The following is a 16,893-nucleotide window of genomic DNA, read 5'->3' on the forward strand; positions in this document are numbered from 1 at the left end:
AAATACAGTGTGGTGGCGATAGCGAGAAGGATACACCTGTTCCCATGCCGAACACAGAAGTTAAGCTTCTCTACGCCGAGAGTAGTTGGTGGGTGACTGCCTGCGAGGGTAGGAAGCCGCCACGCTGAATGAAAGATCTGTCGTTGACGGGTCTTTTTTTGTGGTGAAAAATCGCTGCAAAATCCCGTTAAAAAGGGCTTTACAGGGTGTTTGGCGTCCTGTATAATTACTTATGTTGTTGATTACGACATGCCGTCTTAGCTCAGTTGGCAGAGCACTTCATTCGTAATGAAGGGGTCGCTGGTTCGAATCCAGTAGACGGCATCTGTAATTCTTGGCAATATAAAAACCTGTTGACGTTGTCAGCAGGTTTTTTTGATGCGCTTAGCGAAAGCGCAGGCCGTTGTCTGGCGCTTCTGGTGCGGCGATGATCGGCGGGGCTTGCCAGTAGTAGATGTCGACGTTGTGGGCGTCGTAGATGTGATAAGAAATGCTCAACTCGTCGATAGAGTGTTGCATGATGGCAAAATACAGCGGCAGCGGCGCGTCTTCTAAGCCGGCGGCGACGACCATGATGTATTTGGTCATGTCGGCAAACACCGGCTGGGTAATGGCGCTGGTTAAGGTGAATGTTAAGTCAACATAGCCCAAGTCGCTGGTGTCGCGCACAAATGTGGCCTTCTGCAAAGGAAAGCCGCCGAAACTTTGGGCTTGGCGCAAGTGGTCGACGAGGTGTTGCAGTTGGGCAGATTCATAAGCAGGCTTTTGAAACATTAAATGCCAGGTAGCCATACAGTTAACCTCCTTTGCAATTGTGGTATAATGGTCAAAATATTCCTGTGGGAGGAATCAGATCGTGAAACGTTCATGGTTACTTATCCTGCTGCTTAGTTTGGCTTTAGTTGGCTGTAAGCACGCGCCTAGCACCCAGCCAGCCAGTTCCAGCAGTATCAAAACAGTGGTTACTAGTAAGCAGTATACCACGTCTGAGCTGGAATCTCGCTACACCAAACTCGTCGATGCGGTGGTTAAACCCTTAGATATGGCCAGCTATTCCAAACCTGCTGCCAAGGTCAAAGCTGCTGCTATTGCCCAGCAAACAACAGTAGATGATGTGCGCTTGCAGCTGGTGGCCAACACCAGCCGCCAGCAAGAAACCAAGGCGTTAGTCGACTTGGCTAAAACGGCGCAAACCATGCTCAAAACAATGACTGGCACGGACCAAAAGGCGTACAATGCTGCGGCTAAGACCTTCATGAGCCAAACCGGCACGGTGGCGAAACAATATTTCGGCGGCAGGGTGCCGCAATCTTTGGCCACCTATAGCAAACGCATGCAACAGCTTGCCCAAAGCCGGCAATAATCAAACAGATCCGCTGCGGCACAGATCAAGTGCAGCAGCGGATTTTTGCATATAAACCCGGGGACTTGTTGTTAGCGAAATCTAATCAAAATTCAGACGGTGTTTGCAATACGTGAACAAGCGCTAGTGGATTTCGGTATCAGATGATGACAATATGAGAATGAGAACGCCAACAAGCAAAATATGAACGAGATTTGTAATCAAATTCAAGCTGGCGTATAATAGAATAATGATTTTACGTTATTTTGAGGGAAGTAACGTGAAGGCCACTAGGTTTGGTTACGAATTCCTAGTGAGAGGATGTACGACAATTGAATAACGATAAGCAACAACGCTCATTCCTTGGCCATCCGCAAGGGCTTTTGACCTTGTCGATGACTGAGTTCTGGGAACGCGTCAGCTACTACGGCATGCGCGCCATCTTGATCTACTACATGTATTATGCAGTGACCAAAGGGGGCTTGGGCTTTGATAAGGCCACGGCGTTGTCGATCATGTCGATTTACGGCTCGCTGGTTTATTTGAGTTCGACCATCGGCGGGTTTGTTTCCGATCGGCTGCTGGGCTCACGGCGCACGGTGTTTTGGGGCGGCGTGTTGATCATGTGCGGGCACATTGTCTTGGCGATGCCGCTGGGCGCGGCGGCTTTGTTTGCGTCGATCGCCTTGATCGTCGTCGGTACCGGCTTGTTGAAGCCGAATGTGTCGGAAATGGTTGGCTCGCTTTATCCGGAGAACGACCCGCGCCGCGATGCCGGGTTTAGTATCTTCGTGATGGGGATCAACTTTGGCTCATTGATCGCGCCGATCATCGTGCCTTGGGGCCAAGCCGAGTGGAACTTCCATGTGGGCTTCTCCTTTGCGGCATTCGGGATGTTTGTTGGCTTGATCTATTATGTCATTGCCGGACGCAAAACGATCAACCCCAAAGATTCACAAGCGCCAGATCCGCTGAAGGCTGAAGAAGTGAAGCCGCTGTTGATCAAGGTCTGCGCCGGCATCGTGGCGTTGGTGGTGATCTTAGGCTTAATGGCTGCATTCGGCGCTTTGACGATCAACAACGTGATCACCTTGATCACCATTATCGCCATTGGTGTGCCGGTGTGCTACTTTGTGGCAATGCTGCGTTCCAAGAAAGTCACCAAAACCGAGCGTTCACGGGTGTGGGCTTATATCCCGTTGTTCATTGCGGCTGTGATCTTTTGGGCGATCGAAGAACAAGGGTCGGTGGTGTTGGCGGTGTTTGCTGCTGATCAAACCAAGCTGAATTTCTTAGGCATGCACATCCTGCCTGGGAACTTCCAAACGCTGAATCCATTGTTCATTCTGTTATATGGGCCGATTTTTGCTTGGTTGTGGATGCACTTAGGCAAGCGCCAGCCCAGCTCCCCGAAGAAATTTACTTATGGCTTAGTATTTACCGGTTTATCTTATTTGGTCATGGTGATCCCGGTATTGATGTTTGGCGCCAACACGCGGGTATCGCCACTGTGGCTGGTATTGTCATGGGCGATCGTTGAAATTGCCGAAATGCTGATTTCGCCAGTGGGCTTGTCGGTGACCACGAAATTGGCGCCTAAAGCTTTCGCCAGTCAAATGATGTCGATGTGGTTCTTAGCGGATGCGGCAGCACAAGCGATCAATGCGCAAATCGTTAAGCTGTACACACCGCAAACCGAAGTCGCTTATTTTGCCGGCGTTGGTTTAGTTGCCATTGTCTTTGCCGTTGTTTTGGCTTTCATGGCACCGCGCATCGAAAAACTGATGCAAGGGGTCAACTGATCTCGACTTGCCGCCTCACACGATTCATTGTGTGAGGCGGTTTTTTTACCAAAGCGGCGCAGCTCGCACTTAGCGGTGGCGATAAGATGCGATGACGTTTGGGGCAAGGCCCGGACAGGCGTTGCTGCGGTGTGCGGGGCAAGCGGCGGCGCAGGCGGTGCGGCCGGCTGCAACCACGCAAAGTGCGCGTGTTTTACGCCTAACTTTTGCGCTTTGCACTCGCTTCGCTCGCCTTGCAAAGCGCAAAAGTTGCCGCGATCAGTATAGGCAGCCAAGCACAGCCCGCTTGTCTGCCTATGCTGATCGTTTCACGGCCTGACCGCCGCTTGCCCCGCACACCTCCGCAACCCCTGTCCTGCCGTAGTCGAATCAGGATTGTGCTTGGCTGGCTGAACCAACAAATGCACACCGCGGACTAAATTGATGAAAGTCAGTGTCTTTGTTGATGAAGCGCATCAAAGACGCAGACGAATAACCGATGCCAGTTGAGCGTGATGATAAGGAGCGACTAGCCAACGCCATGCAATGACCAAGCCAAGCTGTTGGCTTCAATCGACGAAACAATGATGCTACGTACGTCGCGTCACGCAGCTGGGCAAAGCCCACCATGCATAAATCGTAGACAAGTGATTTGAGGTCGCGTTAGGCGGTGCCGCTCGCGGATGAAATATTTCGTGGTACAATAAACCAACGTACTCAGGAGGGATGCTTATGCAAATTGCCATTAGTGTCGACGATCATTTGGATGTGAATAAAATCGAACCCGTCGCCGCCGCCAAGCGCATGGCCGACTACCTCACACAACAAGGCGCTGCTGCTTACCTTAACGCAGGCGATACCTTCAATGACTTCACCAAGACACGAGCGTTCTATCATGATTTGCAAGCGCAGGTGCGCATGCCGGTGCGTTTCTTAGCCGGCAATCACGACTTGGTCAATCACATCACCTATGCGCAGGCCCAATCGCCGCTGGATGTTTTGTATCTGCATGAGCAGACTTTGACTTTGCCTGGCAGCGACACCGTGATCATCGGCAACAACGGCTGGTATGATTACAGCTTGGCGCCAAGCGACTTGCACAAAACGCCGCAAGAATTCACCCAATGGAAGAACGGCCACTGGTTAGACGGTGCCATTGATCAGCCGGTGTCAGACCTTGAGCGCATGCAGCGGGTGTTGGAAACCACGCACCAAGCGCTGCAACAAGCGCAAGGTCGGCGGGTGATTTATGTGACGCATTTTGTGCCGCGGCGGGATTTCATGGTGTATGCGCCGAATCATTCACGCTGGCAAATGGCCACAGCCATGATGGGCAGTCAGCATCTTGGCGCGCTGCTGGAAGCTTATCAAGTGGCTGATGTGGTGTTTGGGCATTTGCACAAGCGCCGCGCCGCAAAGACTTTTGGCCGCACCACTTATCACCAGCAGCCGATGGGTTATGGCTTGCATCGGCTCAACGAATGGGACGGTACCGATTGGTTTGCCGAGTGGGTCAAGACTTTGGTGTGGCTTAAGGTTTAAAAAAACATGGTGTGGCTTAAGGTTTAAAAAAAGGCTTGCGTCGCGGCGAAATTTCTTGTATATTATTTAAGTTGATTCATGGAGGATTAGCGAAGAGGCTAAACGCGACGGACTGTAAATCCGTTCCTTCGGGTTCCTAGGTTCGAATCCTAGATCCTCCATTGATTGGGGTATAGCCAAGCGGTAAGGCAACAGACTTTGACTCTGTCATGCGCTGGTTCGAATCCAGCTACCCCAATTTCTGCCTGCAGGCGCGTGCCTGCAGGCTTTTTTGATTGACTTAGGTGCTTGGGTTAGCTACTCTAAAAGAAAACGGTTCACAGGAGAATGCTTATGAAATTAGGCTTTATCGGCGCCGGCAACATGGCGCAAGGCATCATTGACGGGTTGTTGAACAAAGCGGCCTTAGCGCCAACAGACATTATCATTCACGGCGGCCATGTGGCCAACTATGGCGCCTATGCGCAACAAACCGGCGTGTTGACTGCTGATTCTAATGCAGCCGTGATCCAACAAGCCGATGTGGTGGTGCTGGCGGTGAAGCCGGTGATGGCAAGCGACGTGATCGAAGAGATCCTGCCGGCTTTGCAAGCCAAAACCACGCCGCTGTTGTCGCTGCTGTCAGGCGTGTCGCTGCTGCAAATCGAAGGCTACTTAGGCACCAAAGCCTACCCATTAGTGCGCGTGATGCCAAACTTGAATGTGGCCATTAACGCGGGGATGACCGCTTATGCTGCCAATCCTGCCGCGGCTGACATTTTGCCGCAAGTGGTGGCGCTGTTTGATCAGTTAGGCGAAACCATTGAACTTGAAGAGAAGCACTTCTCGACTTTCGTGGCTTTGGCCGGGTCCAGTCCGGCTTTTGTGTACATGTTCATCGATGCCTTGGCGCGCGCTGGCGTCAAGCATGGTTTGACCAAGCAGCAAGCCGACAAGATCGCCGCCCAAGCCGTGTTGGGATCTGGTGCGATGGTGCTGCAAAGCAGCGACAGTCCCTTTGATTTGGTGGATAAAGTCTCCAGCCCAGGCGGTACCACGGTGGCCGGGTTGCTGGCTATGGAAGCCGCTGGGTTTATGCCGTCGGTGGTGGCCGGCGTTGATGCCACAATCGCCAAAGACCAAGAAGAACAATAGCTTGTGTTTTTGGTCTATACCATATAAAATGGTGATGATACCAATTCCATTCTAACTTGAAGGCACATCAGCTTAAGTGCTGGCGCGAGTTGGCCTGGCTTGTTGCAAATGTGGCCGGCAAAGGCATTTGGCAAGCTGCCACCACCAAGACCGATTCCAGGTTGAAACTTGGTATGACATTAACGAAGAGGGGTATGAAACAGTGGAATTTCCAGTGTATATCCAGATCCATAACAAAATCAAAAAAGACATCGAAGCCGGTAAATGGCAAATTGGCGACCGAATCCCCAGTGAACGCGACTTGGCCGTTACCTTCAATGTGTCGCGGATGACCTTGCGCCAAGCGATTCAGACGTTAGTTGATGAAGGCATTCTGGAACGGCGGATTGGCGCTGGGACATTCGTGGCCAACCAGAAGGTGCAAGAGCGCGTTTCTGGTGTCACCAGTTTCACCGATGTGATGCTGGCCCAAGGCAAGAAGCCTGACAGCAAAACAATTTCGTATCATGTGGCCAAACCGTCGCTGTCTGAATCTGAGAAACTTAAGCTCAAAGACGGCGCCCAGGTGCTGCGCATGGAGCGCATTCGCTTTGGCGATGGGGTGCCGATCAGCTTTGAAGTGGCCACGGTGCCTTATGATATGATCAAAGACTTCTCTAAAGCCGAAGTGTCCAAGTCGTTCTATCACACTTTAGAAGAGCATGGCTACTTAATCGGCGGCGCGCAGCAAACCGTTAGCGCAATGATCGCCAGCGAGCGGATCGCTGAATTCTTGGAGATCAAGCGCGGCAGTGCGATTTTGCGCTTGCGTCAAGTGTCATTCTTGCAAGACGGGCGGCCGTTTGAATATGTCCGCACCCAATATGCCGGCGAGCGCTTCGAATTTATTCTGGAGCGTTAGTCAACACGCGATTTCAACTACGGCTGTGACCGGCGATTCGCCTTTGAATCGTCGGTCGGGGCCGTTTTCGATATTGGCCCTGGCGGCTTGATTCGAATCAGGATCGGTGGTTGGACAATTGGACCAGACCTGATGGCCCGAAATGCTGGCGCAGTCCTGCGGCTGAAGCGGTTTTCACCAATTGCGGCGGCATTTGCTCACAATTGCTGGACTTAAGGCAACGCGTTTGAGAAAATATGGCCTTGGTTTTGCACTTGGTGGGCCATCGCGGTAGAATAGAATTCAAACATCTCGGCAGAGTCGAGAGAATGGCCACACCAGGTGGGTGGCGATGAAAGGTAGAATTATGACATATCAAGATGATGGGTTAGCGCTGCACACCGATTTTTATGAGCTGAACATGATGTACACCTATTGGAAACAAGGCATTGCCGAACGCAAGGCGGTGTTTGAAGTTTACTTCCGCGATTTGCCTTTTGGCAGCGGGTTTGCGGTGTTCGCCGGTTTGGAACATGTGGTGAAGTATTTGCAGGATCTGCATTTTACCGATAGCGACTTGGATTACCTCAAAGATGTCACCGACTATCCGCAAGCATTCTTGGATTATTTGCGTGACTTCAAGTTCACCGCCAGCGTGCGCTCTGCTGTTGAAGGCGACTTGGTGTTTAACAACGAGCCGATTTTGCAAGTGGAAGGCTCACTTGCCCAAGGTCAATTGGTTGAAACGGCGATCTTAAACATGATCAACTATCAAACCTTGGTGGCGACCAAAGCCGCCCGCATTCGCGCGGTGGTTGGCGACGATCCGTTGATGGAATTCGGCACCCGGCGTGCGCAAGAAACCAGCGCGGCAATGTGGGGCACCCGCGCGGCGTTCATCGGCGGCTTCAATGCCACCAGCAATGTCCGTGCCGGCAAGGTGTTTGGGATCCCGATTTCCGGCACCCATGCCCATTCCTTGGTGCAAGCTTATCAAGACGATTACACCGCCTTTAAAGCTTACGCTGAAGTCAACCATGATGTGACGTTCTTGGTTGACACTTATGACACCTTGCGCTCCGGCGTGCCAGCGGCGATTCAAGTGGCCAAGGAAATGGGCGACAAGATCGATTTCCAAGGTGTGCGCATCGATTCTGGGGATATGGCTTACATCTCCAAGCGTGTGCGCCAACAATTAGATGCTGCCGGCTTTACTGACACCAAGATCGTGGCTTCTAACGACTTAGATGAAAACACCATTCAAAACTTGAAGATGCAAGGTGCCAAAATCGATACTTGGGGCGTTGGCACCAAGGTTATCACCGCTTATGACCATCCGGCCTTAGGTGCGGTGTACAAGCTGGTGTCCATCGAAGACGAACATGGCGAAATGATGGACACTATCAAGCTGTCTTCTAACGCCGAGAAAGTTTCCACTCCAGGCAAGAAGCAAGTTTGGCGCATCACCCGCCATGCCAATGGCAAGTCTGAAGGCGACTATGTGGCGCTGGATTATGAAGATGTGGCTGGGTTGGATTCCTTGTACATGTTCCACCCCAACTTCACTTACATCAGCAAAACCGTGCGCGACTTCGACGCCCGCCCGGTATTGCAGCCGATTTTTGATCAAGGCAAATTAGTTTATGATTTGCCAGCCTTGGTGGACATTCGCCAATATGCGGCTTCACAAGTGGATTCCTTATGGGATGAATACAAGCGGGTCTTGAACCCGCAAGATTATCCAGTCGACTTGTCGCAAGCCGCTTGGGATAACAAAATGGCGATCATTCGCCGCATCAAAGAAAAGGTCAACTGGCGCAAAGCTTAGCTGACAGCCAATAGCGCCGCTTCACGAGGATTGACTGCTCGTGAAGCGCCGCTATTTGTGTAGTCAATGGGCAAATTTCGCAAGAATTATTTAGGAATTAGCGGATCGCTGCTATACATTATTTTATGAGAAGGGTATCCTTATAAACAGAACTTTGATGCTTGGAGGGGTCAAGATGGTGATGACTATCTTTGGAGTCCATCTCAATATGATGATGCATCTGCAAGTCCTGCCTTGGCCGGTATGGGTCGCAGAGTTGCTGATGGCGGTGTTCTTTACAGCCGGTTTCGTGGGTAATTATCAAGATATTTATGGTTATGCTTTTGATCACGAACACACCAAGGCCCAACGCCTCGGCGCGCGGGTAGCGCTAATGGTGATGGCCTTGGTGGTGGCAGCGGTCTTGCATCTGATGGGCTATTATGTCGGCAGCAGTGCGGTGATGTTTCATAATGTGGGCTTGTTTCTGCTGGTTTTTCCGCTGCTGGATTCGAATTTGTCCAAGCCTGAAGTGGCGGTGCGGGTTTTGGGGCTGGTGGCGATTTGGACGATGCATCATGCTTCAGCCTTAAATCAGCCGGCGTTTGGCGTGTCGTTGGGCTTGTTGGCGATTGGCGTGGTGGTGATGCGTTTGTATCATCAATACATTCGGCGCACATTGTGGGCATCGATTGCGATTTTTTCGTATACCGCGGTTATTTTCTGGGTGCTGCTGCCGCCTTTTTCTGCCAGCAGCTTGCGCACGCCGATCTTGGTTGGCAGCATTGCGATGTATATCGCAATGGCTGGCACAGCTGCGGCGTTGTGGATCCAAGAACACCGTCGCGACGTGCACACGGCGCGGCTGCGCCAGCTGGCCAATTATGACCAGTTGACCAATGCCAAAACCTATTCGCTGTATCAACATGACTTGACGGAATTGTTTGAAGAAGCCCGTGAACAAGGCCAGCCGCTGTCTTTGGTGGCGCTGGATATTGATCACTTTAAGCTGATCAACGACCATTATGGCCATTTGGCTGGTAATGCTGTGCTGATCGGTGTGGCCACGACTTTGTCGGCGCAGCTGGATCACGCTGGAGTGCAACATCAGATCTATCGCACCGGCGGCGAAGAATTCAATATCGTTTTCCCCAAGCGCGCCCCGGCGCAAGTGCTGCCGATCATCACCGAATGCTGGGAGGCGGTGCGCAAGGCGCATTACCAATATGAGCGTTATGATATCGCCGTAACCTTGTCGATGGGGATGACCGCCGTGCGCAACAGCGACCATTCCATTGATGACACTTATAAGCGCGCCGATGACAACTTGTATCTGTCTAAGCGCGCCGGCCGCGACACGATCACTGTGGAAGGCGAAACGGTGCACACCCGCGCTGAACACGATATGATCGCCACGTATTCTTACTTCACCCAAGGCATTTATCAAGTCAGCGACCCGGCAGCCTCAGATCCGCCGCGTTATCGCAATGAGCTGTTGTTGCGCTTGTTTGACCATGAACACGACCGCTGGGTGTTGCCGGAAATGTTTGATATTTCCGTTGAAACGCAGATCAACTTGGTGCAAAAGGCCTTGGCGGTATCATCGACGCGGCGCTTGTCGATCAACTTAACCCTTAAACAATTCGCCGACCCGGCGATTGCCGAGCAGCTGTGTGCGTTTAAGAAAAGCAAAGCTGGCCCAGATGAATTGTCCGTTGAAATCACTGATGTGCCGGATTTTGCGACGACGCGGCAGATCACGGCGATTTATCGCGCCAATGGGGTGCGCATTGATATTGATGATGTGGGCAGCGACAATTCCTATGAAGTGGTGCGCGACTTGCTGCCTTATGTGGATGGGGTCAAGTTTGCCATGCAAAACCTGCGCCATTCCCAAACGCCGCAGCTGATGCAAGAGCGGATCACCTTCTGGAAGCAAGTCGCCGATGACGGGCATTTGGACTTTATCTTAGAAGGTGTGGAAAGCGCCGATGAAGTGACATTTGCCCATGACCAATTAGGCATCGAGTTCTTCCAAGGGTATTATTATTCCAAACCTGCCCTGCCAGCGATGTAAATTTGCGCGTACTGGTCTTCGTGTCTTGTTGCAGATTCGCAATGAGCACTTGTGATTGCTTGCATTTGCGCCAAAGCGTTCAGGACCAACCATTAAGCCAATAGCGCAAGCGAAGATCTAGCGCAGTTGATTAATCAATTCTAAATTTAGCGATTCCTCTACCAGGTCCGATTCGGTAGAGGATTTTTTGTGTCCAATTTGTGGTCAATTGTTCACCAATCTTGACACAATTCATTGACTTTCTATATATTTTAACTATAATGCAATTTATATCACATTTAAATTTAATGTATTAATACTGAAAAAGGGTGACGAAATGAAAAAGAATGCTGTAGTAGGAATCATGGTGGCGATCAGCGCCATTGTCCTGACGGCATGCGGGCAGAAGAAACAAGCCGCCAGCACGACCAGTTGGAATCGCATGGAAGCTAACTCGATTATCACCCTGGATCCTTCATTGATGACTGATGCCACTTCTGCACAGGCGTTAGTTGATTCAATGGACGGGTTGTATCGCTATGCCGGCAAAGATCTGGTGCCAGCAGTGGCCAAGAAAATCGCTGAACCAACGGATAACGGCTTGGTGTATACGTTCGAGCTTAAGCATACCAAGTGGAGCAATGGCGATCCCGTCACGGCGCAAGACTTTGTTTATGCTTGGCGGCGCACGATCGATCCGGCCACAAAGTCCCAATATGCCTATTTGTATTCAGGTATCAAGAATGCCGATGCCATTATGGCCGGCAAGAAAGCTGCCAAGACCTTAGGCATCCAGGCGTTGGGCAATTATAAGCTGCAAGTGACCTTGGAGCGGGCGATGCCTTATTTTAAGACGATGATGGTTGCCGCGCCATTCTTCCCGCAAGACAGCAAGGCCGTCAATAAATATGGCAAACATTATGGCACTAAAGCCCAAGATGTGCTGACCAACGGGGCATATACGGTCAAGCAATGGGACGGCAACAGCGATTCATGGTACGAAGTCAAGAATCCGCGTTATTGGAACGCCAAGAATGTGCACATCAAGCGGATCAATGTCCAAGTGGTCAAGGAACCATCGACGGCGTTGAACTTGTATAACGATAACAAGCTGGATCAAGCCACGGTTACCGGCGCTAGTGCCTTACAAGCCAAGAAGATGTCAGCGTACACCCCATTGAAGCGCACGGCAACTTATTATGTGGCGTTGAACATCAAACGCTCTAAAGTGCTGCGCAATCTCAAGGTGCGTCAAGCCATGGGGATCGCTTTTGACCGCAAGCAGTTCATCAAGAAAGTCCTCAACGACGGCTCTGTGCCGGCTACTGGCATTGTGCCGGAAGGTTTGGCCAAAGACCCTAAGACTGGCGCTGATTTCGAGAAGGAATCGTCAGCTGGGATGACGCAATACACGGCCTATGATCCAGCAAAAGCCAAGCAGTTGTGGAAGGAAGGGCTTAAAGAAGTCGGCGTGAAGTCAGTGAAGCTGGAAATGCTGACCAACGATATTGAAGCGGCTAAGCATAACGCAGAATACTTCAAAGGGATCTTTGAGCAGAACTTGCCAGGCTTGACCATCGACATCAAGACCATGCCGCAACAAAGCGCGATCCAAGCGGCTAAAGATGGTGATTTTGATTTGAACATGACCGCTTGGGGCGCTGATTTTCCAGATCCGATCAACTTCTTGAATCTGTTTACCACCGGTGCTTCAGGCAACGATGGCGGCTATTCCAACAAGACTTATGACGCGTTGATCAAAGCCACCGGCACAACGTATGCGACTAATGAAACCAAGCGTTGGGACACGATGGTCCAAGCCCAGAAGCTGTTGACTAAAGACGTGGGCGTCATCCCGATTTATCAACAAGTTCAATCGACAGTGCAGCGCAAAACGATGCACAACTTGAAGTATGGCCCGACGTCAACGTATGATTTCGTTAACGCTTATCTGAAATAACTGAGGGGCAGGAGGACAGCATGGCACGTAATTGGTGGCAAGAAGCGGTGGTTTATCAGATCTATCCGCGCTCGTTTAAAGACAGTAATGGGGATGGTATCGGCGATTTGAACGGCATTCGCCAGAAACTGCCGTACTTGCAGCAGCTAGGGGTTGATGTGTTGTGGCTCAGTCCGATTTATGCGTCGCCTAACAAAGACAACGGCTATGACATCAGCGATTATGAAGCGATCATGCCAGCGTTTGGCACCATGGCGGATTTCGATGCCTTATTGCAAGAAGCCCATGCGCTAGGCTTGAAGGTGCTGCTGGATCTGGTGGTGAATCACACCAGTGACCAACACGCTTGGTTCATCGCCAGTGAAGCAGGCCAGGCGCCATATCGCGACTATTATTTGTGGCAAGATCCCGTTGATGGTCATGCGCCTAACGCTTGGCCGGCAGAATTTGGCGGCAGCGCTTGGGAATATTCGCCCAAGCGCCATCAGTATTACTTGCACCTGTTTGCCAAGCAGCAGCCTGATCTTAACTGGCGCAATCCGGCGGTGCGTGACGCGGTGTATGCGATGATGACCCGCTGGCTTGAAAAAGGCATCGATGGCTTTCGCATGGATGTCATCAACATGTTGGCCAAGCCCCAAGATTTTGGCCACACGCCGCAGTTTCACGTGAACCAGCCGCCGATTCACGAGTATTTGCAGGAAATGAATCAGCGCGTCTTAAGCCGCTATGACATCATGACCGTTGGGGAAATGAGCGGTACCACGCCGCAAGAAGCATTGAAGTATACGGGTTTTGACCGCCATGAGCTGAATATGATCTTCCAATTTCAGCATATGGGTGTCGACTTGGATCCGGAGTTTGGCCGCTGGCGGGTGCATCCGGTGCAATTGCCGAAGCTTAAAGCCATCATGAGCCGCTGGCAAACGCAGCTCAACGGCCAAGCGTGGAACGCCTTGTATTGGAATAATCACGACCAACCGCGCGTCGTTTCGCGCTTTGGTAATGACTCGCCGGCATATCGGGTGGCTTCGGCCAAGATGCTCGGGGCGGTGTTGCATTTTATGCAAGGCACGCCGTATGTTTATCAAGGTGAAGAACTGGGGATGACCAATGTCGCCTTTGACGATATCAGTGATTATCGCGATATAGAAACCTTGAATGCTTACCAGGAGCTGGTCAATGAACGCCAGGTGCATACGCTAGCTGCGATGATGGCAGGGATCCATCATTCGTCGCGCGATAATGCGCGCACGCCGATGCAATGGAACAACAAGGCCAACGCCGGCTTCACCACAGCCAAGACACCTTGGATCGCTGTGAATCCCAATTATCCGCAGATCAATGCCGTCAGTCAGGTGAATGATCCTGATTCGGTGTGGGCCTTTTATCGGCAGATGAATGTGCTGAGACACCAGTATCCGGTGATCGTTTATGGTGATTACCACTTGTTGGATGCAGACAATGCGGCAACTTGGACCTACCAGCGCACCCTGGATGGGGTCAAGCTGCAAGTGGCAGCCAACTTCACCGACCATCTGCAAGCACTGTCTGCGCCGGATCTGCCGCATTGGCTGTTAGGCAATGACACGCCTGCTGCCAACACGCCGCTTAGGCCTTATGAAGTGCGCGTCACCATGAACTAGTCAGCATCTTGCATGATCGTTAAACAAAAATCTGCCCCTGCTTGTGGCTTGTGCCAAAAGCAGGGGCAGATTTTGTTAAATGGTGACGGTGATTTGGATATCGCTGTCCGCAATCGGCAGCTGCGGCAAGTTCAAGCTGACCCCAACTTGCTTGCGGTTGTCGGCAAACACGTCGCCTTGGCGCAATCCAAATGTCCACTGGACTGCCAGCGCTTGGCCATTGACTTGCACGGCGACTTGCTTTGGCGCTGCAGGCAAGACAATGAACAAGCGCGTCGCTAACGTTTGCGGCATTTGTTGATAATGGCCGGTGGTAGGGGCGATGTGCAAGGTGACAGTCGTTGCCGTTGTTTGGCCGCTAATGGTCGTGCGCGCTTCTTGACCGGCTTGATAAGCTAATGTCGTGCCATCATCGTCGATCACCGTAAAATCACGCCGCGGGCCTGGATAATAATCAAAGGCGCGGCTGGTGGGGTGTGCTTGAGGGTGCAAACTAGGTTCAGCCAGCGGGATCAGCGCCCCGGCGCGCACATATAGCGGCATGCGCGCCAGTGGGGCTGGAATATCAGCCAGCGTTTGCTGGCCGGTGAGCTGCTGGTTTGACCAGAAATCATACCAAGTCCCTTGCGGCAAATAAACATGGGCGCGTTTGCCGTCACCATTTGGCTTGAGGGCATAAGGCGTGGTGATCGGCGCCACCAGCAGGTCTGAGCCGATCAACAATTGATCGTTTAAGTCATTGCTGAAAGCATAAGCAGATTGATCCACCCACCAAGTCGGCCGCATGATCGGCGCGCCGGTGGTTTGCGCTAAAGCGGCCAGACTGTATAAATATGGCAGCAAGGTCGTGTGATATTGCAAATACTGGCGGTTGATCGCCGCATAAGGCGCCCCGGCATCTAAGCCCATGAGCTTTGGCCGATCGCCCCACCCATCCATGGCAAAAAACGCTGGCGTGAAAGCTTTCCACTGCAAGTCACGGGTTTGGATCACTGAGTCGCTGCCGGCATAGATGCCATCAATGTCGCTGGCGACGTTGGGATTGCCGGATAAGCCGGTGCTTAAGTAGCTGGCAATGTTGGTTGCAATGTTTTGCCAGTCGCTGCCGGCTTGATCGCCGGTCCACACCATGGCGTTGCGCTGGGTGCCGGCCCAGCCGTCAACGGTGACGATCATTGGCCGGCGCTTGGCGGCAATCATTGCCGCCGCCGCTTTAGTCGTGGCATTTAAGCCAAAGGTGTAGCCTTCGCCGACCCATGCGACGTCAGTTTTAATGGCTTGCACATTGGCGACGGTCAGCTCTTGGTGAAAGTCGCGTTCCTTCTTCTGCGGATGGGCAGGATCTTTTGGCGCCAAGTTGGCTTGCGTCCACAAGCCGGTCGCTACGCCATGCGCGCTGGCGTATTCACTAAAGGCGCGCAAATTCGCGAGATCACCGGCAAAAGAGTCCGTTTGGCCATAACCGGCGCCATAACCATCATTCGGCAGCAGCCAGCCCAAGGGGAAGCCGGCTTTGGCATAGCGATCGATCACTGCCCGGGCTGAAAGCTGATAGTCATGTTCGCCATTTAGCGTTTCGCGCAAAACCGCGCCTTGTTCAAATGTGACTTGTCCGTCGCCTGGCACATTAGGCACCAGCGTTTGGCCGTTGCGCTGGATTTGGCCAGGCCGGTAATTGGTGTTAAAAGATTGCGGGTCGATGGGCATATATTCTTTATACCAGCGGCCGTCTTCAAACTGCACCGCACCGGTGGAATCCGGCGTCACCGGTACCCAATAATCGCGATTATAGGCGTTCATGTGCGCCGGATAGAAGGAAAAGCGCGGGTTGCGGTTGGGCTGGCCGGTCAGCTCGTGGTAAGCATGGATCAAAGCGCTGGGTTTATCGGCAAGCAGCAAGAAGACGTCACAAACCTGGCCTTCATGCTTGAGCAGCACCCCAGCATGCGGATTGCTGAAATCATATTCGCCAGGGGTAAAGCTGTTGACTAATACGCCATAGCCCACCGTGCCCCAATAGAAAGGCACCGGACTGGATACGCCGTCTTGCGTCCAGCGGTTTTCATTCTTGATTTGGATCAAGCGGCCGTTTAAGCTGACGATGCCATTCTGCGTGCCGCCGCCGTAATAATAACCCCAAGGCGCAGCTTTAATGCGCATGGTCCAACTGTCAGTTGTAAATTGCGGCAAGGCGATGCTGGCGATGAGTTGATCGTCGCGGCGAATCGCCAACAGTCCTTGAGTGTCGATGACGATGGTAGTGTCGTTGATCGTGATGCTTTGGTCCTTGACGGTCAGCGGCTGGCAAGTGGTTGCCGTGATGATCGGCGCTTCATAACGCTGTCCGCGGCCGCCGGTGGCAATCGTTTCATCAGCGTGCTTGGTCACGACTGGATCTGCGGCCAGCTCTGGCGTATCAGGCCAATTGCCAGTTTGGCTCACCGTCAAGCGCAGGCTGTGGTCGGTTTGTTGTTGCAAGCGGGCATGCCAGCCATGATAGTCAAAATAGCAAGCATCAGCGGTGGTGTGCAGATTTGTGATCAAATTGGGATTGCTCAGCATTTTAGCACCTCGAGTTCTAATTTATTTATCATTATTTTCTAATTATATCGAATCTGTCTGCAAGCACAAGGGGCCGGGTGGGATTATGTGAAAAATGCACCTGCGTTGGCTTATGGCAGCTTTGCTTTCATGCCGCGTTGCGTTTGGCAGGTTCGACGCGTATCATAAACCTGAATATGCCAA

General features: G+C 52.1%; 11 protein-coding genes, 3 tRNA genes and 1 rRNA gene. 13 read left to right on the forward strand and 2 right to left on the reverse strand.

The window, feature by feature from the left end; all coding sequences use genetic code 11:
* Positions 1–8: 8 nt before the first annotated feature.
* Together rrf and ACGG90_RS08025 are read left to right on the forward strand one after the other, a co-directional pair.
* Positions 9–125, forward strand: a 5S ribosomal RNA gene (gene rrf, locus ACGG90_RS08020).
* A 126-nt stretch (positions 126–251) separates the two neighbouring features.
* Positions 252–324, forward strand: a tRNA-Thr gene (locus tag ACGG90_RS08025).
* Between the two features lie 60 nt (positions 325–384).
* On the opposite strand, the gene ACGG90_RS08030 is transcribed toward ACGG90_RS08025, so the two are convergent.
* A complete protein-coding gene (locus tag ACGG90_RS08030) occupies positions 385–792 on the reverse strand; it encodes a hypothetical protein (protein WP_390408050.1) in 408 nt (135 codons plus the stop codon).
* Between the two features lie 64 nt (positions 793–856).
* On the opposite strand from ACGG90_RS08030, the gene ACGG90_RS08035 reads away from it, so the two are divergent.
* From ACGG90_RS08035 to ACGG90_RS08085, 11 genes are all read left to right on the forward strand, one after another.
* Complete coding sequence (locus ACGG90_RS08035; RefSeq protein ID WP_390408052.1) at positions 857–1,363, forward strand: hypothetical protein; 507 nt, start codon at positions 857–859, stop codon at positions 1,361–1,363.
* Between the two features lie 311 nt (positions 1,364–1,674).
* On the forward strand, positions 1,675–3,144 hold the full coding sequence (locus tag ACGG90_RS08040) for a peptide MFS transporter (RefSeq protein WP_390408055.1): 1,470 nt from the start codon (positions 1,675–1,677) through the stop codon (positions 3,142–3,144).
* A gap of 705 nt (positions 3,145–3,849) precedes the next feature.
* The gene (locus ACGG90_RS08045) at positions 3,850–4,665 is read left to right on the forward strand and encodes a metallophosphoesterase (protein WP_390408058.1); all 816 of its coding nucleotides are present in this window, start codon (positions 3,850–3,852) and stop codon (positions 4,663–4,665) included.
* An 80-nt stretch (positions 4,666–4,745) separates the two neighbouring features.
* Positions 4,746–4,826 (forward strand) — tRNA-Tyr (locus ACGG90_RS08050).
* 5 nt (positions 4,827–4,831) lie between these two features.
* A tRNA-Gln gene (locus ACGG90_RS08055) sits at positions 4,832–4,903 on the forward strand.
* Positions 4,904–4,998: 95 nt separating this feature from the next.
* A complete protein-coding gene (gene proC / locus ACGG90_RS08060; RefSeq protein WP_390408060.1) occupies positions 4,999–5,799 on the forward strand; it encodes a pyrroline-5-carboxylate reductase in 801 nt (266 codons plus the stop codon).
* A gap of 202 nt (positions 5,800–6,001) precedes the next feature.
* Entirely contained in the window at positions 6,002–6,700 is a 699-nt protein-coding gene (locus ACGG90_RS08065; protein ID WP_390408061.1) for a GntR family transcriptional regulator, read from the forward strand.
* Between the two features lie 331 nt (positions 6,701–7,031).
* Complete coding sequence (locus ACGG90_RS08070; protein WP_390408062.1) at positions 7,032–8,507, forward strand: nicotinate phosphoribosyltransferase; 1,476 nt, start codon at positions 7,032–7,034, stop codon at positions 8,505–8,507.
* Positions 8,508–8,682: 175 nt separating this feature from the next.
* The gene (locus tag ACGG90_RS08075) at positions 8,683–10,563 is read left to right on the forward strand and encodes a sensor domain-containing diguanylate cyclase (protein ID WP_390408064.1); all 1,881 of its coding nucleotides are present in this window, start codon (positions 8,683–8,685) and stop codon (positions 10,561–10,563) included.
* Positions 10,564–10,879: 316 nt separating this feature from the next.
* Complete coding sequence (locus tag ACGG90_RS08080) at positions 10,880–12,502, forward strand: peptide ABC transporter substrate-binding protein (protein WP_390408066.1); 1,623 nt, start codon at positions 10,880–10,882, stop codon at positions 12,500–12,502.
* 20 nt (positions 12,503–12,522) lie between these two features.
* Positions 12,523–14,148 (forward strand): glycoside hydrolase family 13 protein, encoded by a 1,626-nt coding sequence (locus ACGG90_RS08085; RefSeq protein WP_390408069.1) that lies wholly within the window; start codon positions 12,523–12,525, stop codon positions 14,146–14,148.
* Positions 14,149–14,223: 75 nt separating this feature from the next.
* Here ACGG90_RS08085 and ACGG90_RS08090 read toward each other — a convergent pair whose 3' ends face one another.
* Entirely contained in the window at positions 14,224–16,710 is a 2,487-nt protein-coding gene (locus ACGG90_RS08090) for a TIM-barrel domain-containing protein (protein WP_390408072.1), read from the reverse strand.
* Positions 16,711–16,893 lie beyond the last annotated feature (183 nt).

Source organism: Lacticaseibacillus jixiensis (assembly GCF_042847315.1).
In the GTDB taxonomy this organism is placed as follows: Bacteria; Bacillota; Bacilli; order Lactobacillales; family Lactobacillaceae; genus Lacticaseibacillus; species Lacticaseibacillus jixiensis.

Coding starts and splice junctions, on each gene's coding strand:
- ACGG90_RS08030 (WP_390408050.1), bottom strand. CDS start 792: ATGGCTACCTGGCATTTAATGTTTCAAAAGCCTGCTTATGAATCTGCC.
- ACGG90_RS08045 (WP_390408058.1), top strand. CDS start 3,850: ATGCTTATGCAAATTGCCATTAGTGTCGACGATCATTTGGATGTGAAT.
- proC (WP_390408060.1), top strand. CDS start 4,999: ATGAAATTAGGCTTTATCGGCGCCGGCAACATGGCGCAAGGCATCATT.
- ACGG90_RS08070 (WP_390408062.1), top strand. CDS start 7,032: ATGAAAGGTAGAATTATGACATATCAAGATGATGGGTTAGCGCTGCAC.
- ACGG90_RS08075 (WP_390408064.1), top strand. CDS start 8,683: ATGGTGATGACTATCTTTGGAGTCCATCTCAATATGATGATGCATCTG.
- ACGG90_RS08080 (WP_390408066.1), top strand. CDS start 10,880: ATGAAAAAGAATGCTGTAGTAGGAATCATGGTGGCGATCAGCGCCATT.
- ACGG90_RS08085 (WP_390408069.1), top strand. CDS start 12,523: ATGGCACGTAATTGGTGGCAAGAAGCGGTGGTTTATCAGATCTATCCG.
- ACGG90_RS08090 (WP_390408072.1), bottom strand. CDS start 16,710: ATGCTGAGCAATCCCAATTTGATCACAAATCTGCACACCACCGCTGAT.